Annotated in this window: 15 protein-coding genes; 7 read left to right on the top strand and 8 right to left on the bottom strand. The window is 63.6% G+C overall.

Annotated elements, in window-relative coordinates:
• Nucleotides 1-225 precede the first annotated feature (225 nt).
• The 3 genes from FJ967_RS14160 to FJ967_RS14150 are packed head-to-tail and all read left to right on the top strand — an operon-like array spanning nucleotide 226 to nucleotide 3075.
• On the top strand, nucleotides 226-1143 hold the full coding sequence (locus FJ967_RS14160; protein ID WP_140732445.1) for an ABC transporter permease: 918 nt from the start codon (nucleotides 226-228) through the stop codon (nucleotides 1141-1143).
• Nucleotides 1140-1964, top strand: a complete 825-nt coding sequence (locus FJ967_RS14155) for an ABC transporter permease (RefSeq protein ID WP_140732444.1) — start codon at nucleotides 1140-1142, stop codon at nucleotides 1962-1964. Before FJ967_RS14160 ends, FJ967_RS14155 begins: the two co-directional genes overlap by 4 nt.
• A 37-nt stretch (nucleotides 1965-2001) precedes the next feature.
• A complete protein-coding gene (locus tag FJ967_RS14150; RefSeq protein WP_140732443.1) occupies nucleotides 2002-3075 on the top strand; it encodes an ABC transporter ATP-binding protein in 1074 nt (357 codons plus the stop codon).
• Here FJ967_RS14150 and FJ967_RS14145 read toward each other — a convergent pair.
• From FJ967_RS14145 to FJ967_RS14125, 5 genes are all read right to left on the bottom strand, one after another.
• Nucleotides 3039-4349 (bottom strand): flavin monoamine oxidase family protein, encoded by a 1311-nt coding sequence (locus FJ967_RS14145; RefSeq protein WP_140732442.1) that lies wholly within the window; start codon nucleotides 4347-4349, stop codon nucleotides 3039-3041. The genes FJ967_RS14150 and FJ967_RS14145 overlap by 37 nt on opposite strands.
• Nucleotides 4346-5422, bottom strand: a complete 1077-nt coding sequence (locus FJ967_RS14140) for an extracellular solute-binding protein (protein ID WP_140732441.1) — start codon at nucleotides 5420-5422, stop codon at nucleotides 4346-4348. The genes FJ967_RS14145 and FJ967_RS14140 overlap by 4 nt, the downstream gene beginning before the upstream one ends.
• 118 nt (nucleotides 5423-5540) lie before the next feature.
• Nucleotides 5541-6623, bottom strand: a complete 1083-nt coding sequence (locus FJ967_RS14135) for an ABC transporter substrate-binding protein (RefSeq protein WP_140732440.1) — start codon at nucleotides 6621-6623, stop codon at nucleotides 5541-5543.
• A 31-nt stretch (nucleotides 6624-6654) separates the two neighbouring features.
• Nucleotides 6655-7368 carry a transcriptional regulator BetI gene (betI, locus tag FJ967_RS14130; protein ID WP_140732439.1) on the bottom strand — a complete coding sequence of 238 codons (714 nt, stop codon included), beginning with the start codon at nucleotides 7366-7368 and terminating at the stop codon, nucleotides 6655-6657.
• Between the two features lie 6 nt (nucleotides 7369-7374).
• Nucleotides 7375-8175: a methyltransferase domain-containing protein gene (locus FJ967_RS14125; RefSeq protein WP_140732438.1), complete on the bottom strand. Its 801-nt coding sequence runs from the start codon at nucleotides 8173-8175 to the stop codon at nucleotides 7375-7377.
• Nucleotides 8176-8428: 253 nt separating this feature from the next.
• Here FJ967_RS14125 and FJ967_RS14120 point away from each other — a divergent pair, with 253 nt between their 5' ends.
• The 4 genes from FJ967_RS14120 to FJ967_RS14105 are packed head-to-tail and all read left to right on the top strand — an operon-like array spanning nucleotide 8429 to nucleotide 13114.
• Nucleotides 8429-10048 carry an NAD(P)/FAD-dependent oxidoreductase gene (locus FJ967_RS14120; RefSeq protein ID WP_140732437.1) on the top strand — a complete coding sequence of 540 codons (1620 nt, stop codon included), beginning with the start codon at nucleotides 8429-8431 and terminating at the stop codon, nucleotides 10046-10048.
• Nucleotides 10035-11600 (top strand): NAD(P)/FAD-dependent oxidoreductase, encoded by a 1566-nt coding sequence (locus tag FJ967_RS14115; protein ID WP_140732436.1) that lies wholly within the window; start codon nucleotides 10035-10037, stop codon nucleotides 11598-11600. The genes FJ967_RS14120 and FJ967_RS14115 overlap by 14 nt, the downstream gene beginning before the upstream one ends.
• A gap of 3 nt (nucleotides 11601-11603) precedes the next feature.
• Nucleotides 11604-12863: an aminomethyltransferase family protein gene (locus tag FJ967_RS14110; protein WP_140732435.1), complete on the top strand. Its 1260-nt coding sequence runs from the start codon at nucleotides 11604-11606 to the stop codon at nucleotides 12861-12863.
• 2 nt (nucleotides 12864-12865) lie between these two features.
• Nucleotides 12866-13114, top strand: coding sequence for a hypothetical protein (locus FJ967_RS14105; protein ID WP_140732434.1), 249 nt, complete (start codon nucleotides 12866-12868; stop codon nucleotides 13112-13114).
• Between the two features lie 5 nt (nucleotides 13115-13119).
• On the opposite strand, the gene FJ967_RS14100 is transcribed toward FJ967_RS14105, so the two are convergent.
• The 3 genes from FJ967_RS14100 to FJ967_RS14090 all read right to left on the bottom strand — a co-directional run bounded on the left by FJ967_RS14100 (nucleotide 13120) and on the right by FJ967_RS14090 (nucleotide 15213).
• A complete protein-coding gene (locus tag FJ967_RS14100; RefSeq protein ID WP_140732433.1) occupies nucleotides 13120-14178 on the bottom strand; it encodes a dipeptidase in 1059 nt (352 codons plus the stop codon).
• A 112-nt stretch (nucleotides 14179-14290) separates the two neighbouring features.
• Nucleotides 14291-14590: a GNAT family N-acetyltransferase gene (locus FJ967_RS14095; RefSeq protein ID WP_140708095.1), complete on the bottom strand. Its 300-nt coding sequence runs from the start codon at nucleotides 14588-14590 to the stop codon at nucleotides 14291-14293.
• A 2-nt stretch (nucleotides 14591-14592) separates the two neighbouring features.
• Nucleotides 14593-15213, bottom strand: coding sequence for an alpha/beta hydrolase (locus FJ967_RS14090; protein ID WP_140732432.1), 621 nt, complete (start codon nucleotides 15211-15213; stop codon nucleotides 14593-14595).
• Nucleotides 15214-15216: the final 3 nt, after the last annotated feature.

Genomic DNA, 15216 nt, shown 5'->3' with positions numbered 1-15216 from the left:
CGCCAAATGCCGGAAACAGGGGCTTTCTTCACCTAATTTTGAATGTCCGTTCAATCAATATTGCAGAAATGACGCTTGATTTCAATCCACGGATGCGTGCATGATGAAAGAAAGCCGGCAAGGGGAACAAACAGCCGGCGACAGCAAAATGGGATGCCGCATGGCGGAGCAGTCCAGGCCAGCAACCGAAATCACGCCCGGAGCGCTGCCGCCCGGAGTCGAGCAATGACGGCGGCCGCGGAAGGGTCGCCCCCGTTGCGTATGACTCGGGCCAGACGAAATGCCCTTCTGCAATCCGAGCCCGTGCAGGGCTTCGTCCTGATCAGCCCGACTTTCCTCTACGCGCTCATCCTTCTGGTCCTGCCGATCCTGGTGGTCATCGCCCACTCTTTCTGGACGCAGCACTACCTGACCATCGATCGCACCTTCACGCTGGAAAACTACCGCATCGCGCTGACCGAACCGATCTACCGCGATCTGCTATGGCGCTCGCTCTACATCTCACTGACGGTCAGCTTGTTCACCGTCCTGCTCGCCTATCCGATCGCCTATTTCATTTCCTTCCATGGCGGCCGTCACAAAAGCCTTTGGCTGTTCCTCATCACCATCCCGTTCTGGACCAGCTACCTCCTGCGCGTGATGTCGTGGAAGGTCATCCTGGGCTACAACGGCGTCTTGAATTCCGGCCTGATGGGCCTCGGCATCATCGACGAGCCGTCGACGGCCCTGCTCTACAATTCCAGCGCCGTCATCATCACGCTCACCCACGCCTGGGCGGCCTTCGCCATCCTGCCGATTTTCGTTTCGCTGGAGAAGGTCGACCGCACGCTGGTCGAGGCAGCCACCGACCTTGGCGACGGCCCGTTGCGCTCGTTCCTGCGCGTGACTTTGCCGTTGTCGGCGCCCGGCATCATTTCCGCGGCGTTGATCGTCATGATCCCAACGGTCGGCGATTATGTGACGCCGAAACTCGTCGGCGGCAAGGACGGCGTCATGATCGCCAACGCCATCCAGGCGCAGTTCGGCAAGGCGGCCAATTGGCCGCTGGGCGCCGCCCTTTCCGTCACCACCATGCTGATCGTCTCGCTGATGGCTGGCGCCACGGTGCTGATCATCCGCACGCTGCAGAGGATGGCGCGATGACGGCGCGGTCTCGTTTCCTGCCTGGCGGCTGGCTGTCCGTCTACGCGTTCCTCTACATCGTCTTCCTCTATCTGCCTGTCATCTTCCTGCCGATCTTCTCGATCAACACCGCGCCGACACCGAAATTCCCGCTCACCGGCTACACCTTGCAATGGTACGAGGACCTGCCGCACACGCCGGCACTGCTCGACGCCGCCTGGAACAGCCTGATCGTCGGCGTGTCGGCTTCCGTACTCGCCACCGTGCTCGGCATCCTCGCCGCCCGCTCGATCACCCGCTATCGTTATCCCGGCCGCCGCGCCATCAACGGACTGATCATGGCGCCGCTTGTGCTGCCGGAGGTGATCGTCGCCATCTCCATGCTGCTGGTGATGCTGCAGCTTGGTCTCAGTCTGTCGCTGTTCACCGTCGTGCTCGGCCATGTTCTGGTCTGCATCCCTTATTCGATGACGGTGCTGACCTCAGGCTTTGAAGGGTTCGACCGCAGCCTGGAAGAAGCCTCGGCCGACCTCGGCGAGAGCGCGTTCGGCACGTTCCGGCGCGTGACGCTGCCGATGGTGGCGCCGGCGATCATTTCCAGCCTGCTGGTCTGCTTCACCATCTCGCTGGACGAGTTCATCATCGCCTTCTTCCTCACCGGCACCGAGGCGACACTGCCGATCTACATCTGGGGCCAGTTGCGTTTCGCCTCGAAACTGCCCGGCGTGCTGGCGCTCGGCACGTTGCTTCTGGTTGCCTCTTTCCTGCTGATGACGATTGCCGAAATCCTGCGTCGCCGCGCGGCCAGACGCACCCAGAATGAGGGAGGCCTCTATGCCTGAGCAGCCGCAGATCGCACGTCCTCAATCCGATCGATCCATGATCGAGATCAAGAACGTCACCCGCAGCTACGGCGCCTTCAAGGCGCTGGACGATGCGTCCCTGACCATCAGGGAAGGCGAATTCTTCTCGCTGCTTGGTCCGTCCGGCTGCGGCAAGACCACGCTTTTGCGCATGATCGCCGGCTTCGACAATCCGACCAGCGGCTCGATCGCCGTCGGCGGCCAGCCAATGGAAGGCATTCCGCCCAATCGCCGGCCGACCAACATGGTGTTCCAGAGCTACGCCATTTTCCCGCATCTCAATGTCGAGCAGAACGTCGCCTACGGGCTGAAGCGACTGAAGCTGCAGGGCGGCGAGGAGAAGCGCCGGGTCGAGGAGGCACTGGCGCAGGTCTCGCTCACCGGCCTCGGCAAGCGGCTGGCCACCGAACTCTCCGGCGGCCAGCGCCAGCGCGTCGCACTCGCACGCGCGCTGGTGATGCGGCCCAAGGTGCTTTTGCTCGACGAACCGCTGTCGGCGCTCGACAAGAAACTGCGCGAACAGATGCAGGTCGAGTTGCGTCGCCTGCAGCAGGCCGTCGGCATCACCTTCGTGCTCGTCACCCATGACCAGTATGAGGCGCTCGCAATGTCCGACCGCATTGCCGTGATGTTCGGCGGCAAAATAGCACAGGTCGCTTCGCCAAAGGAAATCTACCAGCGCCCGGTCAACCGCCAGGTCGCCGACTTCCTCGGCGGCATGAATTTCGTCAAGGCCGAGATCGTCGAGGAGAACGGCGCTTCGCTGGTCGTCGACACGCTGGGCTTCGGCCGCGTCAAGACCGACAAGCCCAAGGCCTTCGTGCGCAATGGCGGCGGCGCGACACTGGGCATCAGGCCGGAGCGGCTGCGTGTGCTATGGGACAATGCGACGGCCAAATTCGAGGTCGCCGGCAAGGTGGTCGAGCGCCACTATTTCGGCGAGATCACCCATCTGATCGTCGAGATCCCAGGACTGGAAAAGCCGCTCTCGGTGACCGAGACCAACGATTTCGGCGCCGATGATATCCCGGTCGGCACCCCTATCCGCCTCGCTTACGATCCTGAAGCGCTGGTCGCGATGGCCGACTGAACGTCCGCGATGATCTTGCGCGCGGCGATGCGCCCGGCCACGATCGCGCCTTCGACATAGCCCGGGAATGACGGCGACAGTTCCGACGACGCGAAATGGACCGGCGGGGCGCCGGCCAGGATCGTCCGTTCGGCGCTCGTCGCCCCCATGTCGACAATGAGGTCGCTGTAGCCGCCAACGCTTCCCGTGTCGTTGAACCAGTAGCGGATGGCGAAGCCGGTCCAGTCAGCGGCGCCCGGGCCGAGCGCTTCGACCAGTCTCGCCGCAAGCTTGCCGCGCAGGCCCTCCTGGCCGTAGCCGCGCCATTCCACCGCCGACGGACCACCGATGAAAACCACCAGCGCCGGATGCTGGTCATCCTTGCTGGTATCGCAGACGAACAGCCCCGGCACGTCGCGCCACATCACCATGCCGCTCAGGCCCTTGTCGCGCCAGAAGGCGCGGGAATAGCGCACGACGATCTTGATGACGGTGCCGCCTTGCCAGGCGCCGAGCGCCGCCACCAGCGCATCCGGCAAAGGTGGCGAGAACGCGACCCGCGACGTCATGGCAGGCGAAGCCGCGACCAGAACGGCACGCGCTTCGATCGTTGCTGTTTCGGTGACGGCGCTTACGCCCTCCGACCCATGCGCGATGCGCGTTACCGCAGTGCGAAGCCGCACGCGGCCGCCGAGGTCGGCGGCCAAATCCTCGGCCAGCGAATGCATGGTCTCGGCCAGGAAATACTGCAGCTCCGGCACGTCGTTGGTGATGCGCCGGTCGTTGCTGATCAGGTACCACAGCGGGACCTTCTCCAGCGCCAGGCACCACAGGCCCTCGATCATCGACCGGAAGGCCGCCTTGGCCTCGCCCGCGTCATCCTGCCGCTCCAGCCAGTCGGCAACGGTCAGTCCGGCAATGGCAGGATCGTCCGGCTCTATCCCGTTCATGCGCTCGCGGATCGCCATCGACGCGTGATAGGTCCGCTCGGCTCTTTGGGCCGACATTGCCGGATGGGTTATGAAATCGCCGTCGACATAGGTCTCGACGAAGGTCTTGCCGCGTGCCTTCGCCAGCGCCATCAGTTCAGGCATGTCCTCGCAAAGGAATTGGCCGCCGCCGTCGATCAGCTCGCCAAGTCCGTTGCGCATCGCCTCGACACGGCCGCCGACGCGATCGCGGGCTTCCAACAGCACGCAATCGATGCCGGCACGCCGCAGTTCGAGCGCGGCCGACAAGCCGGTAAAGCCGGCGCCGACGATGACGACGTCGGTTCTTTCGGTCCTGTCGTTCAATAGCCGGCCTTGATCTTCTCGAACTCGTCAACCATCCGCTTCTTCAGTTCCGGCGCCACCGGCTGCTGGAACAGGGTCTTGTCGAGGAACTTGTCGATGTCGTCGAAGCCGCGCTCGGCCAGCACCTTGTGGTCGATCGCGGCCATGCCGGCGCTGTTGCCATGGCCGTAGCCAAAGGTCGTGACCATGTATTTCGATATCTCGGGCGCATTGACCGCGCTCAGGAAATCATAGGCCTGGTCGAGCTTGCCGGGCGCATCCTTCATCAGCACATAACCGCAGACCCAGGTCGACATCCCCTCCTTGGTGTCCCGGTTCATGGCGACGGGAACGCCCTGCCCGCTCATCGCGATCAACGTCTGGCCCCATCCCCAGGCGAGGTCGACCTCATTGCCGGAAAAGGCCTGGTCGATGTCGCTCGAATCGGTCCAGTAAAGACGGACGTTCTTGTGCACCTGGCGCAAGAAGTCCGACGCCTCCTTGAATTGCGCGTCCGTCATCTTGGTCCAATCCTTGAGCCCGATGACCAGGCTCGCCAGCGCATACGCGTCATCGACATTGTCGCCGATGGTGACGCGCCCCTTGAATTTCGGATCGGCCAAGATCCTGAGTGACTTCACCTCGTCGGCCGTCACATTGTCGGTGCGGTAGAGCAACGCGGTGTTGCCCCAGTCGAACGGCATGAACCAGGCCTTGCCGTCCTCGGTCGTGGTCAGGTTCTTCATCGCCATGATGCCGGGATTGAGATCCTTCCAACCGGCGATGCGGCTGGTGTCGATCGGCTGCAGCATGCCCGCGTCGCGCCATTTGGCAACACTTTGCGAACAGGGATGCGCGATGTCGGCCTTGAAGCCGGCCCGCATCTTCTCGAACGCCTCGTCCTCGTCGCCGAAGAAGGCGAAGGTCGGCTCGGCGCCGTATTTGGCGGTGTAGGCGGGGTGCAGCAGAGGGTCCTCATAGCCGGACCAGTCGAACACCACGAGTTCGCCGCCGCCTTCGGCAAAGGCATAGACCGCGCCGGCGCCGATCACGCAGGCGGCAGCGGCAACCAGGCGGCGAAGCATGGAATTCATGGCGCGAAAACTCCCCCATCGCGAAAGATGTCGGGAGCAAGGTTAGGCAAATTCAGGCGCTTTGGCGAGCCCATCCGCCGCCGCTGCCGGCAGACGGATGGGCCTTCGCGCCGAAGACTCAATAGCCCGCTTTGATCTTCTCGAACTCGGCGATCATCTTGAGCTTGAGATCGGATGGCAACGGCGACTGGAACAGCGTCTTATCGACGAATTTCTGCACGTCGTCATAGCCCTTCTCCTTCAGGATCGCCTGGTCGACGCCGGCCATGCCCTTGGCGTTGGCCTGTCCATAACCCCAGTCCTTGACCAGCACCTTGGCGGTCTCCGGGTCGTTGACGGCGTTCAGATAGTCGTAGGCCTTGTCGACATTGCCGGGCGCGTCCTTGAACAGCACATAGCCGCAGACCCAGGTCGAGATGCCTTCATTGGTATCCTTCACGGACTTGATCGGCACGCCTGCCTTGACCGACTGCACCGTCGCATCGTTCCAGGCCCAGGCGAGGTCGACCTCGCCGCCGGACAGCAGCTGGACGATGTCGGTGGTGTCGGTCCAGTAGGACCGCACATTCTTGTGCACCTGGCGCAGGAAGTCGGACGCCTGCTTGAACTGGTCGTCCGTCATCGTGGTCCAGTCCTTCATGCCGATGGCGAGCGCCGCCAGCGCATAGGCGTCGTCGACATTGTCGCCGATCGACACCCGGCCCTTGAACTTCGGATCGGCGAACGCCTTCAGCGACTGCACGTCCTTGGCGTCGATCTTGGAGGAGTTGTAGGTGAGCTGCGTGTTGCCCCAGTCCCAAGGCATGAACCACGCCTTGCCGTCCGGCGTGGTGGCGAGATTCTTCATCGCCATGATGCCGGGATTGAGGTCCTTCCAGCCTGTTATCTTCGACGTGTCGAGCGGCTGCAGCAGGCCCGCCTCGCGCCATTTCACCACGCTTTGCGAGCAGGGATGGCCAAGATCGGCCTTGAAGCCGGAACGCACCTTTTCGAAGGCTTCGTCCTCATCGCCGAAGAAGGCGAAGGTCGGTGAATCGCCATTCTTCTCAACATATTTCGGGTGGAAGCTCGGATCCTCATAGCCCGACCAGTCGAATACGATCAGGTCCTTGTCGGCGGCGATCGCCAGGGCGGCGGCCGAAGCCGCCAGGGTCCCGGCCAGCGCCAGGGTCAGTGTCAGGCGTCGTGTGAATGTCTTCATTGCTGTTCCATCCTCTGTGGTCTTCTGGTTTTTATGATCTTGTCTTGGCGGCGGCCTTGTGCGGGTAGTGTTTGGGGAAAGCCGCCGACAGGAATTCATTGGCCGCCTGCAAGGCGGTCTCGCGCGTCGTATCCTCGGTTCCCATCATCAATCGCAGCCACAAGCCTTCCAGCATGGCGCTGAGAGCCAGCGCCATGACCGGCGGCTCATAGGCATAGGAGCCGCTCTGCTTCAGCGCGGCGCAGAGATCGATGAAGATGTCCTGATAGACGACGTCGCGCGCGCTGCTCAGCGCCTGATAGGTCGGCCGCGACTTGGCCTCGCCCCAGAAGGCGCACCAGGCGGCGAGCTTGCGTTTGTTGCAGATCGAGCGATCGAAATCGGCGGCGACCAGCGCCTGCAGCTGGCGGGCGGGATCATCCCCGGCCTTCTGCAGCGCATTGCGCCAATGCGCCGAGTATTCGTCATACATAAACTGCAAGGTGGCGACGAGCAGCTTCTCCTTGCTCTCGAAGTGGAAGTTGACGATGCCGCGCGACAGGCCGGCGCCGTCGGCGACATCGGCCATCGTCGTCTCAGAATAACCGCGCTTGGCCAGAGAATCGATCGTCGCCTCGATGAGCTGAAGCTGCCTGACCTCTTTCGAGGCCTTGCGTCCGCGCTTCTCGGATTCGGCCTTCCGCGCCGGTTCAAGCAGGGCATCCCTGGCGTCCGCCGTCTTCATGCGTGTCACGGTCTCCAGCATCGCCGGCTATCCCTCTGCATCCGGCTTCCATCCGCGAAGATGAGTGGGACGGTGCTCGCCACTGTCAAGCACCTTCTGCATGGCTTCCCAGGTCTTGATGTTCTTGTCGACATAGGCCGCGCCTACGACAGCGGCGACCGCCGGATAGAGAGGCCCTCTCAGCCTTTGCAGTTCGCCGCGCGCCACTTCGCGATACCAGGGATTGCGGTCGCGTGCCGTGACCTCGACAAAGCCGGCACGCTGCATCGCCTTGATATAGCGCGCCGGTGAAGCCATGGCGAAAGACAGACCCTCGGCAGCGACATAGGCCTTCATCTCGGGCGACGGTTCGCCATCGTGAGAGATCATCCAGTTGGAAGCGGCGAAAACGCCGCCCGGTTTGAGCACACGGAAAATCTCGGCGAACAGGGCGTCCTTGTCGGGCACATGCAGCAGCGCGTCCTTGGAGAAGACGACATCGAAGGAGCGATCGGCGAAAGGCAGCATGCCCGGCGCGGCCTGGACGAAGCTGGCGCGATCGCCAAGGCCGAGCGCCGAGGCGCGCTGCCTGGCCGCCGCGATCACCGGCCGCTCGACATCGAAGCCTGTCGCATGCGCCGCGCCGTGGCGCCCGACCAGATGCAAAGTGATGCCGCCGCAGCCGCAACCGATGTCGAGGATCGCCTTGCCCTTCAGCGAAAGTCCCTCGACCACCCGGTCGACTTCATCGGGCCCGCCCGGCGACAGATAGCCTTCGCCCCACAACGCCTCAAGGAAGCGGATGGCGATATCGTCATACTCCGGTTCGGCATCTGCCATTTCGATCATCAGCCCTCGGTCCCCAATCGACGAATGCTCATTTCGAACGCCGGCAAAGCGTAGCGCACATGCAGGAAAACGCAACACCATTTGTTGAACATTCATTCAGAATGGCTGGACAAATTGGCCGGTCCCGTGCCAAATTCCGCTCATTCGGGAACAGATCACGCAAAAATGAACAGCGGATCGCCTGAGCAATTCCAGGAAAAGTGTGGGCGGTTTTCCGCCTGGAATCGCGCAGAAGAGGGAGAACGGGGCCACAATGAAGGCTTGGGATGCGATCATCATCGGTGGCGGCCACAATGGATTGGTCAACGCCTGCTACCTCCAGCGCGCCGGGCTCGACGTGCTTGTGGTCGAGAAGAACGACTGGGTCGGCGGCGCTGCCACATCTAGGGAGCTGACGCCGGGCTTCCTCTACTCCAACTGCTCCTATGTCTGCTCGCTGTTCAGGCCCGAGATCATGCGCGACCTCGAACTGCCGCGCTTCGGTCTGCAGGTCATCTCCTACGAAGGCGGCGCGGTGTTCACCAGCGATGGCGACTACCTCGCCAACTACCGCGACCACGATGCACACCGGCGCGAGTTCGCCCGTTTTTCGAAGCGCGATGCCGAGGCCTATGACCGCTACGCCCGCGACGTGACCCGCCAGTGCCGCTTCATCCAGCCGCTGCTGATGCGCACCGCGCCGGACCCGACAAGCTTCAAGCCCCGCGATCTCGGCGAGTTGCTTTATCTCGGCAAGAAATTCGCCGGACTGTCGGCGGAGGAAATGGCGCTCACATTGCGCTTCTGGACGATGTCGATCTCGGAATTCCTCGACGAATATTTCGAGACCGATGTCATCAAGGCGAACTTCGCGCTGTCCGGCATCATAGGCACCGCGCTCGGGCCGATGTCGCCCGGCACGGCCTATGTGCTGCTGCACCACTATATGGGCGAGGTCGACGGCTCGGTCGGCGCCTGGGGCTATGCGCGCGGCGGCATGGGGGCGGTGACCAGGGCGCTGGCCACATCCTTCAAGGCTTCGGGCGGCACCATCCGCACGGGCGCGGAGGTCGACCATGTTCTGGTGAGCCGAGGCAAGGCCAAGGGCGTGGTGCTGACCGGCGGCGAGGAGATCTACGGCAAGCTGGTCGTTTCCAATGCCGACGTGAAACGCACCTTCCTGAAGCTGGTCGAGGAGAAGGAACTGCCCGACATCTTCCTGCGCCGGGTGAAGAACTTCAAGATTCGCGGTTCCTCCGGCAAGGTCAACATCGCGCTCGATTCGCTGCCGGAATTCCCGGCGCTGCCGAAGGACTCGCCCGTCTATCGCGGCGACATGCATTTCACCGATTCCATGGAGCGCATGGAACGCGCCTATGACGACTGGAAGGCCGGCCGCTGGTCCGCCGATCCTTTCCTCGACATGGTCATCCCGACAACGCTCGATCCGACCATGGCGCCGCCGGGAAAACACTTCATGAGTTGTTTCGTTCAATACGCGCCACCCAAGGTGAACGGCCGCGACTGGACCGACGCCGATCGCGACGGTTTTGCCGAGAGCGTGATCTCACAGATCGCTGAGTATTCGCCGGGCTTTCGCGATCGCATCGTCCATATGGAAGTACGCACGCCGCGCGAGATCGAGGCCGAGGTCGGTTTGACCGAAGGCAATATCTTCCAGGGTGAACTCACCTTCGACCAGCTTCTGTTTAACCGCCCGGTGCCGGGCTACGCGCAGTACCGCTCGCCGGTCGGCGGCCTCTATATGTGCGGCTCCTCGACCCATCCCGGTGGCGGCGTCATGGGCGCGCCCGGCCGCAACGCCGCGGCTGAAATCCTGCGCGATCTTGCCAAATCCCATCAGCATATGAGCCCGGCCCATGACGTCATTTGATGCAATCGTCATCGGCGGCGGCCACAACGGGCTTGTCGCGGCGGCGACGCTCGCCAAGGCCGGCCGCAAGGTGCTTGTGCTGGAAGCCGGCGGCGAGGTCGGCGGCGCGGCGCGCACCGAGGAATTCGCGCCCGGCTTTCGCGTCTCCTCGATCGCCCATGTGCTGAACCGTCTGCACCCCGATGTGGTGAAGACGCTGGAGCTGGAAAAGCACGGGCTGCGATTTGCCCGCGCCGATTTCCTGCCCTCGGTGGCGCTGTCGAAGGACGGCCCGGCACTCGTCCTGCATGGCGCCTATGGCGAGGTGCTGACCGGCGCCAGCCCCGCCGAGCAATCGGCCTGGAAGGAATTGCGCGCGCAACTGCTGCGCTATGCCGGCATATTGAAACCGTTCCTCTCGCGACGCCCGCCCGATCTCGGCGGCATGTCGCTGCTTGAGACCGCTTCGCTCGGCCAGACCGCACTGGCGCTGAAGAAACTCGGCAAGGAAGACATGCGCGACTTCCTGCGCGTCCTCTTGATGAACGTAGCCGACCTGCTCGACGAACAGCTTGCCGATAACAGGCTGAAGGGCCTCCTCGCCTTCGACGCCACGCTTGGCAGTCATCTCGGCCCGCGCTCGCCGACATCGCTGCTCGGCCTCTATTATCGTTTGGCCGGAGAGATCGGCGGTGCGGCGGGCGCGCAGATGCAGCCCCAAGGCGGTATGGGCGCAGTGGTCGCCGCCATCCGCGCTGCCGCCGACAAGGCCGGCATCACCATTCGCCCATCGGCGCCGGTGGCAAGGATCCTTGTCGAGAAAAGCCGCGCCGTCGGTGTCACACTCGACAATGGCGAGGAATTGCGCGCCAGGACGATCGTCTCCGCCATCAATCCGGCGACGACCTTCCTCGACCTCGTCGGACCGCGCGAGATCGATACCGGCTTCCTGCGCAAGGTGAAAAACATCCGTATGAAGGGCGATGCGGCCAAGCTTCATCTGGCGCTCGATCGGCCGCCGCAATTCACCGGCGCCGATGCGGTCGACCACAAGGGCCGGCTGGTCATCGCGCCCTCGCCCGACCATGTCGAGCGCGCCTTCAATCCATCCAAATATGGCGAATTCTCACCCGAACCGGTAGTGGAGATCATGCTGCCCAGCCTTGCCGATCCTACGCTGGCGCCTGATGGAGCCTGCGTGCTGTCGGCCGTGGTGCAATACGCGCCCTATCAGTTGAAGACGGGCTGGGATGCGGGCAAGCCGAAATTCCTCGAGGCCATCATGGCGCAGCTTGAAGCCTACGCGCCTGGCATCGGCAAGAGCGTTGTCCATGCCGAGCTTCTGACACCCGACGACATCGAGAAACGCTATCGGATGCCGGGCGGCCACTGGCATCACGGCGAGTTGCAGGCAGACCAGATGCTGATTTCGCGCCCCGTCTCGGGCTGGTCCGGCTACGGCACGCCGCTTGAAGGCCTGTTCCTCGCTGGCGCTGGTTCGCATCCTGGCGGTGGTGTCTCAGGCGCGCCCGGCCTCAACGCGGCTCGGCGCATTATCGCGATGAAGGGGTAGACCATGGCCCAGGCAACCAGGAAAACGCCACTCGCGAAGACACCAGACCCTATCGCGGCCTCCCGCATCGCGGCGCAAGGCCATTTCCGCACGCTGCGTCTCGGCACGCCCTTCCAGCCGCGCCTCGACGCGCTGGCCAAGACCCAGGACTGGTACAATTGGGCAGGCTACCGGGCACCGCATTCGCTCTGGGACGAAGAGCTCGAATATTTCGCCATCCGCAGCCAGGCGGCTGTGTTCGACATCTCGCCGATGACCAAATACCGGATCGAAGGCCCGGACGCCGAAGCCTTCCTCGACCGTGTCACCTTGCGCGATGTGACCAGGCTGAAACCGGGGCGTGTCCACTACACGGCATGGTGCGACGATGAAGGCTTCGTCCTCGACGACGGTACGCTGTTCCGGCTCTCACCGACACGCTTCCGCTTGTGCTCGCAGGAACGGCATCTGCCGTGGCTGCTCGACAGCGCCATCGGTTTCAACGTCACCGTCGAGGAGGAAACCGAGGCGGTGGCCGGGCTCGCCTTGCAGGGCCCCACCTCCTTCGCCGTGCTGCGCGATGCCGGTTTTGCCGGCGTCGAGAAGCTGAAAATATTCGACCTCGCCGAGTTCCCGCATGACGGCGGCACGGTCGTCATTTCACGCACCGGCTTCACCGGCGATCTCGGCTACGAATTGTTCGTTGCAGCAGACATGGCGCTGAGCCTCTGGGACCGCCTCATGACGGCGGGCGAACTGCGCGGCATCAGGGCTATCGGCTACACCGCGCTCAACCGCGCCCGTCTCGAGGCCGGGCTGATCGTCGCCAATGCCGATTTCACCACCGCCGAACACGCCATCCGCGCCGACCGCCCGCGCATGCCCGACGAGATCGGGCTCGGCTTCATGATCGATCTGGACAAGGGCCATTTCAACGGCCGCCGTGCCATCCTCGAAGCAAGGGCCAAACGCAAGCTGCGCCATGTGCTGGTCGGCCTGGAGATCGAAGGCAACATCCCGGCCGAGCATGCCATTGTCTACCACAAGAAGAGCCAGGAAGTCGGCCTCGTCAGCGCCGCCATGTGGTCGCCCATGGCCAAGCGCAACATCGCCATCGCCTCGCTGGTGCGACCCTATGGTGATACAGTGGTGGAGGACCTCTGGGTCGAGATCTACGCCATGCGCGAACTGCAGTACCAGAAGCTGATGAAACGGGCAAAGGTTGTGCAGCGGCCCTTCATCAAACTCGACCGCCGCACGTCAAATCCGCCGGCGGATTTCTGAGAATGGCCGAAGACGCGCAAGGCGAAGCCGCCGAACAGTGGGAGCTGGTCAACACGCCGCTCGGCGAAAAATGGTCGGGCCGTACACGCTACGCGGCCGCCATGTTCTTCTACAAGCGCGAAGAGATGAGCGCCGAGACGCTGGAAGTCTACCGCATCTGCGCCAGGCTCGATTCTGAAAACCCATTGCCGATCATCCGCGACCGTGGCGTCGGCAAGGACTGGCTGAAACGGATGGGCTACGACACGTAGCTGGCTCAGCCGATCGTGCGCTCCAGCATGTTCAGCCAGTTGCGGTAGGCGATTTTCTCGATCAGCGCGCGGCCGAAGCCACGCGCCGCCAGCGCGTCGATGAGCTTGGGCAGGCCGGCGACGTCGCCGATGACGGCCGGGATCATGGCGCCGTCGAAATCGGAACCGAGACCGACGCCGTCCTCGCCCAGCGCCTGCAGCAGCGAATCGACGTGACGCACCATGATGTCGAGGCTGGTATCGGCATTCATTCGCCCATCCTCGCGCAGGAAGCCGGTGGCGAAGTTCAGCCCCACCATGCCGCCCGACTCGCGGATCGCGCCGAGCTGCCAGTCGGTGAGGTTGCGCGAATGTCCGCAGATGGCATGCACGTTGGAGTGTGTCGCGACCAGCGGCGCATCGCTGATTTCAGCGACGTCGCGAAAGCCCTTCTCGTTGAGATGCGAGAGGTCGATCATGATCTTCAACTCATTGCACGCCTTGACCAGCGCCTTGCCCGCGTCGGTCAGGCCGGGCCCTGTATCGGGCGAGGACGGAAAGCGGAACGGCACGCCGTGGCCGAACGCATTCGGCCGGCTCCAGACGATACCGAGCGAACGCAGGCCCGCGGCATGCAGCACGTCGAGCATGGTGAGTTCGGGATCGATCGCCTCCACACCCTCGATGTGGAACACCGCGGCGACCGTGCCTCGCGCCATGGCGGCGCGAACATCGCCGGCACTGCGGCAAACGGCCAGCGCTCCGGCCCGTTCCAGCCGAAACAGGATGGAGGCCATCGCGATCGTCGAATTGAGCGCATCGGCGCGCGGTACCTCGGGCGGCAAGGGCTCGCTGTCGCTTGGCGCCGAGGGCACGGCGCTGCGCCGTGCTTTCTCCACCGGCGGCGGGAAGATGGCGAACATGCCGCCGGCAAAGCCACCGGCCTTCGCGCGCGGCAGGTCGATATGGCCGCCCGATTTCCCTTCAATGAACAGCTTCTCGACGTCTTTGTCTTTCGACTGATGGAGACGCAGCAGCGTGTCGTTGTGGCCGTCAAAGACGGGGACGAGGTCTGTTTCGGTCATCGGGGGGATCATTCAGTTGGTTTGTCGGCACGGCGATATATCATATCTAGGCAAGATGTGCCGCCGGGGCAAATGACAAAGCCCTCACCCTTCCGATCGACGATGCGCCTGCTTACTGCTTCAGCACATCGGCCCATTCCGGATGACGGCGGAACTGCGCGTTGGCGAACGGGCAGAGCGGGATGATCTTCTTGCCCGCTGCCCGCGCGTCCTCGACGGCGCGGGTGACGAGCCGAAGCCCGGCACCCTGGCCCCGAAACGCGTCAGGCACCTCCGTGTGATCGATGATGAGCTGGTGCTCGCCGATCTTGGTGAAGGTCATTTCGGCCTCGGCGCCACCGGGGCCGCGCAGGACATAGCGGCCCTTGGAGCCGCGATCTTCGAGTTCGATCTCAGGCAGTTGGTCGGGCATCGCTAAGCTCCTTGCACGGCGCCGGCGAAAAGCCGCCGCGCCGCCTCGATTTCGTTTGGCCGCACCTCGTGCCCGCCTTCATGCCATTCCACTGTGACATCGGCGCCGTCGGCACGCAAATAGGCTTCGAGCCGCGCCGTCAGGTTCGGTGGACAGATCGGGTCACGCTTGCCCGCCGTCACCAGGATTGGATGGCCGGCGAGGCTGCCATTCACCCGCGGTTCGAACGGGATCAGCGGATGCATCAGCACCGTGGCGTCAAACAGGTCAGGCGCCTCGAAGATCAGCGAGGCCAGTATGTTGGCGCCGTTGGAATAGCCAAGGCCATAAACCGCCGACGGCTTCGCCGCCGCGACATGCGCCTTGACGAATCCCGCCATCTTCCCGGTCGCCCGTGCGAGGTCGTCCATGTCATAGACGCCCTCGCCGGTACGGCGGAAGAAACGCGCGGCACCGTACTCGGAAACATCGCCGCGCGGCGAGACAATCGTGGCCTGGGGCGCGAGATCGCGCCCCAGCGAGACAAGCTGGCTCTCGTCGCCGCCCGTGCCGTGGAAGACGAAGAGCAACGGGCCGCCCGGCGGTCCGGGCAGCACCTTGTGGGTGTAGGCGTCCTTGCTCATCGC

This window comes from Mesorhizobium sp. B2-3-4 (assembly GCF_006442315.1).
Taxonomy (GTDB): Bacteria; Pseudomonadota; Alphaproteobacteria; order Rhizobiales; family Rhizobiaceae; genus Mesorhizobium.
This window is presented reverse-complemented; position numbering and strand designations above follow the sequence as displayed.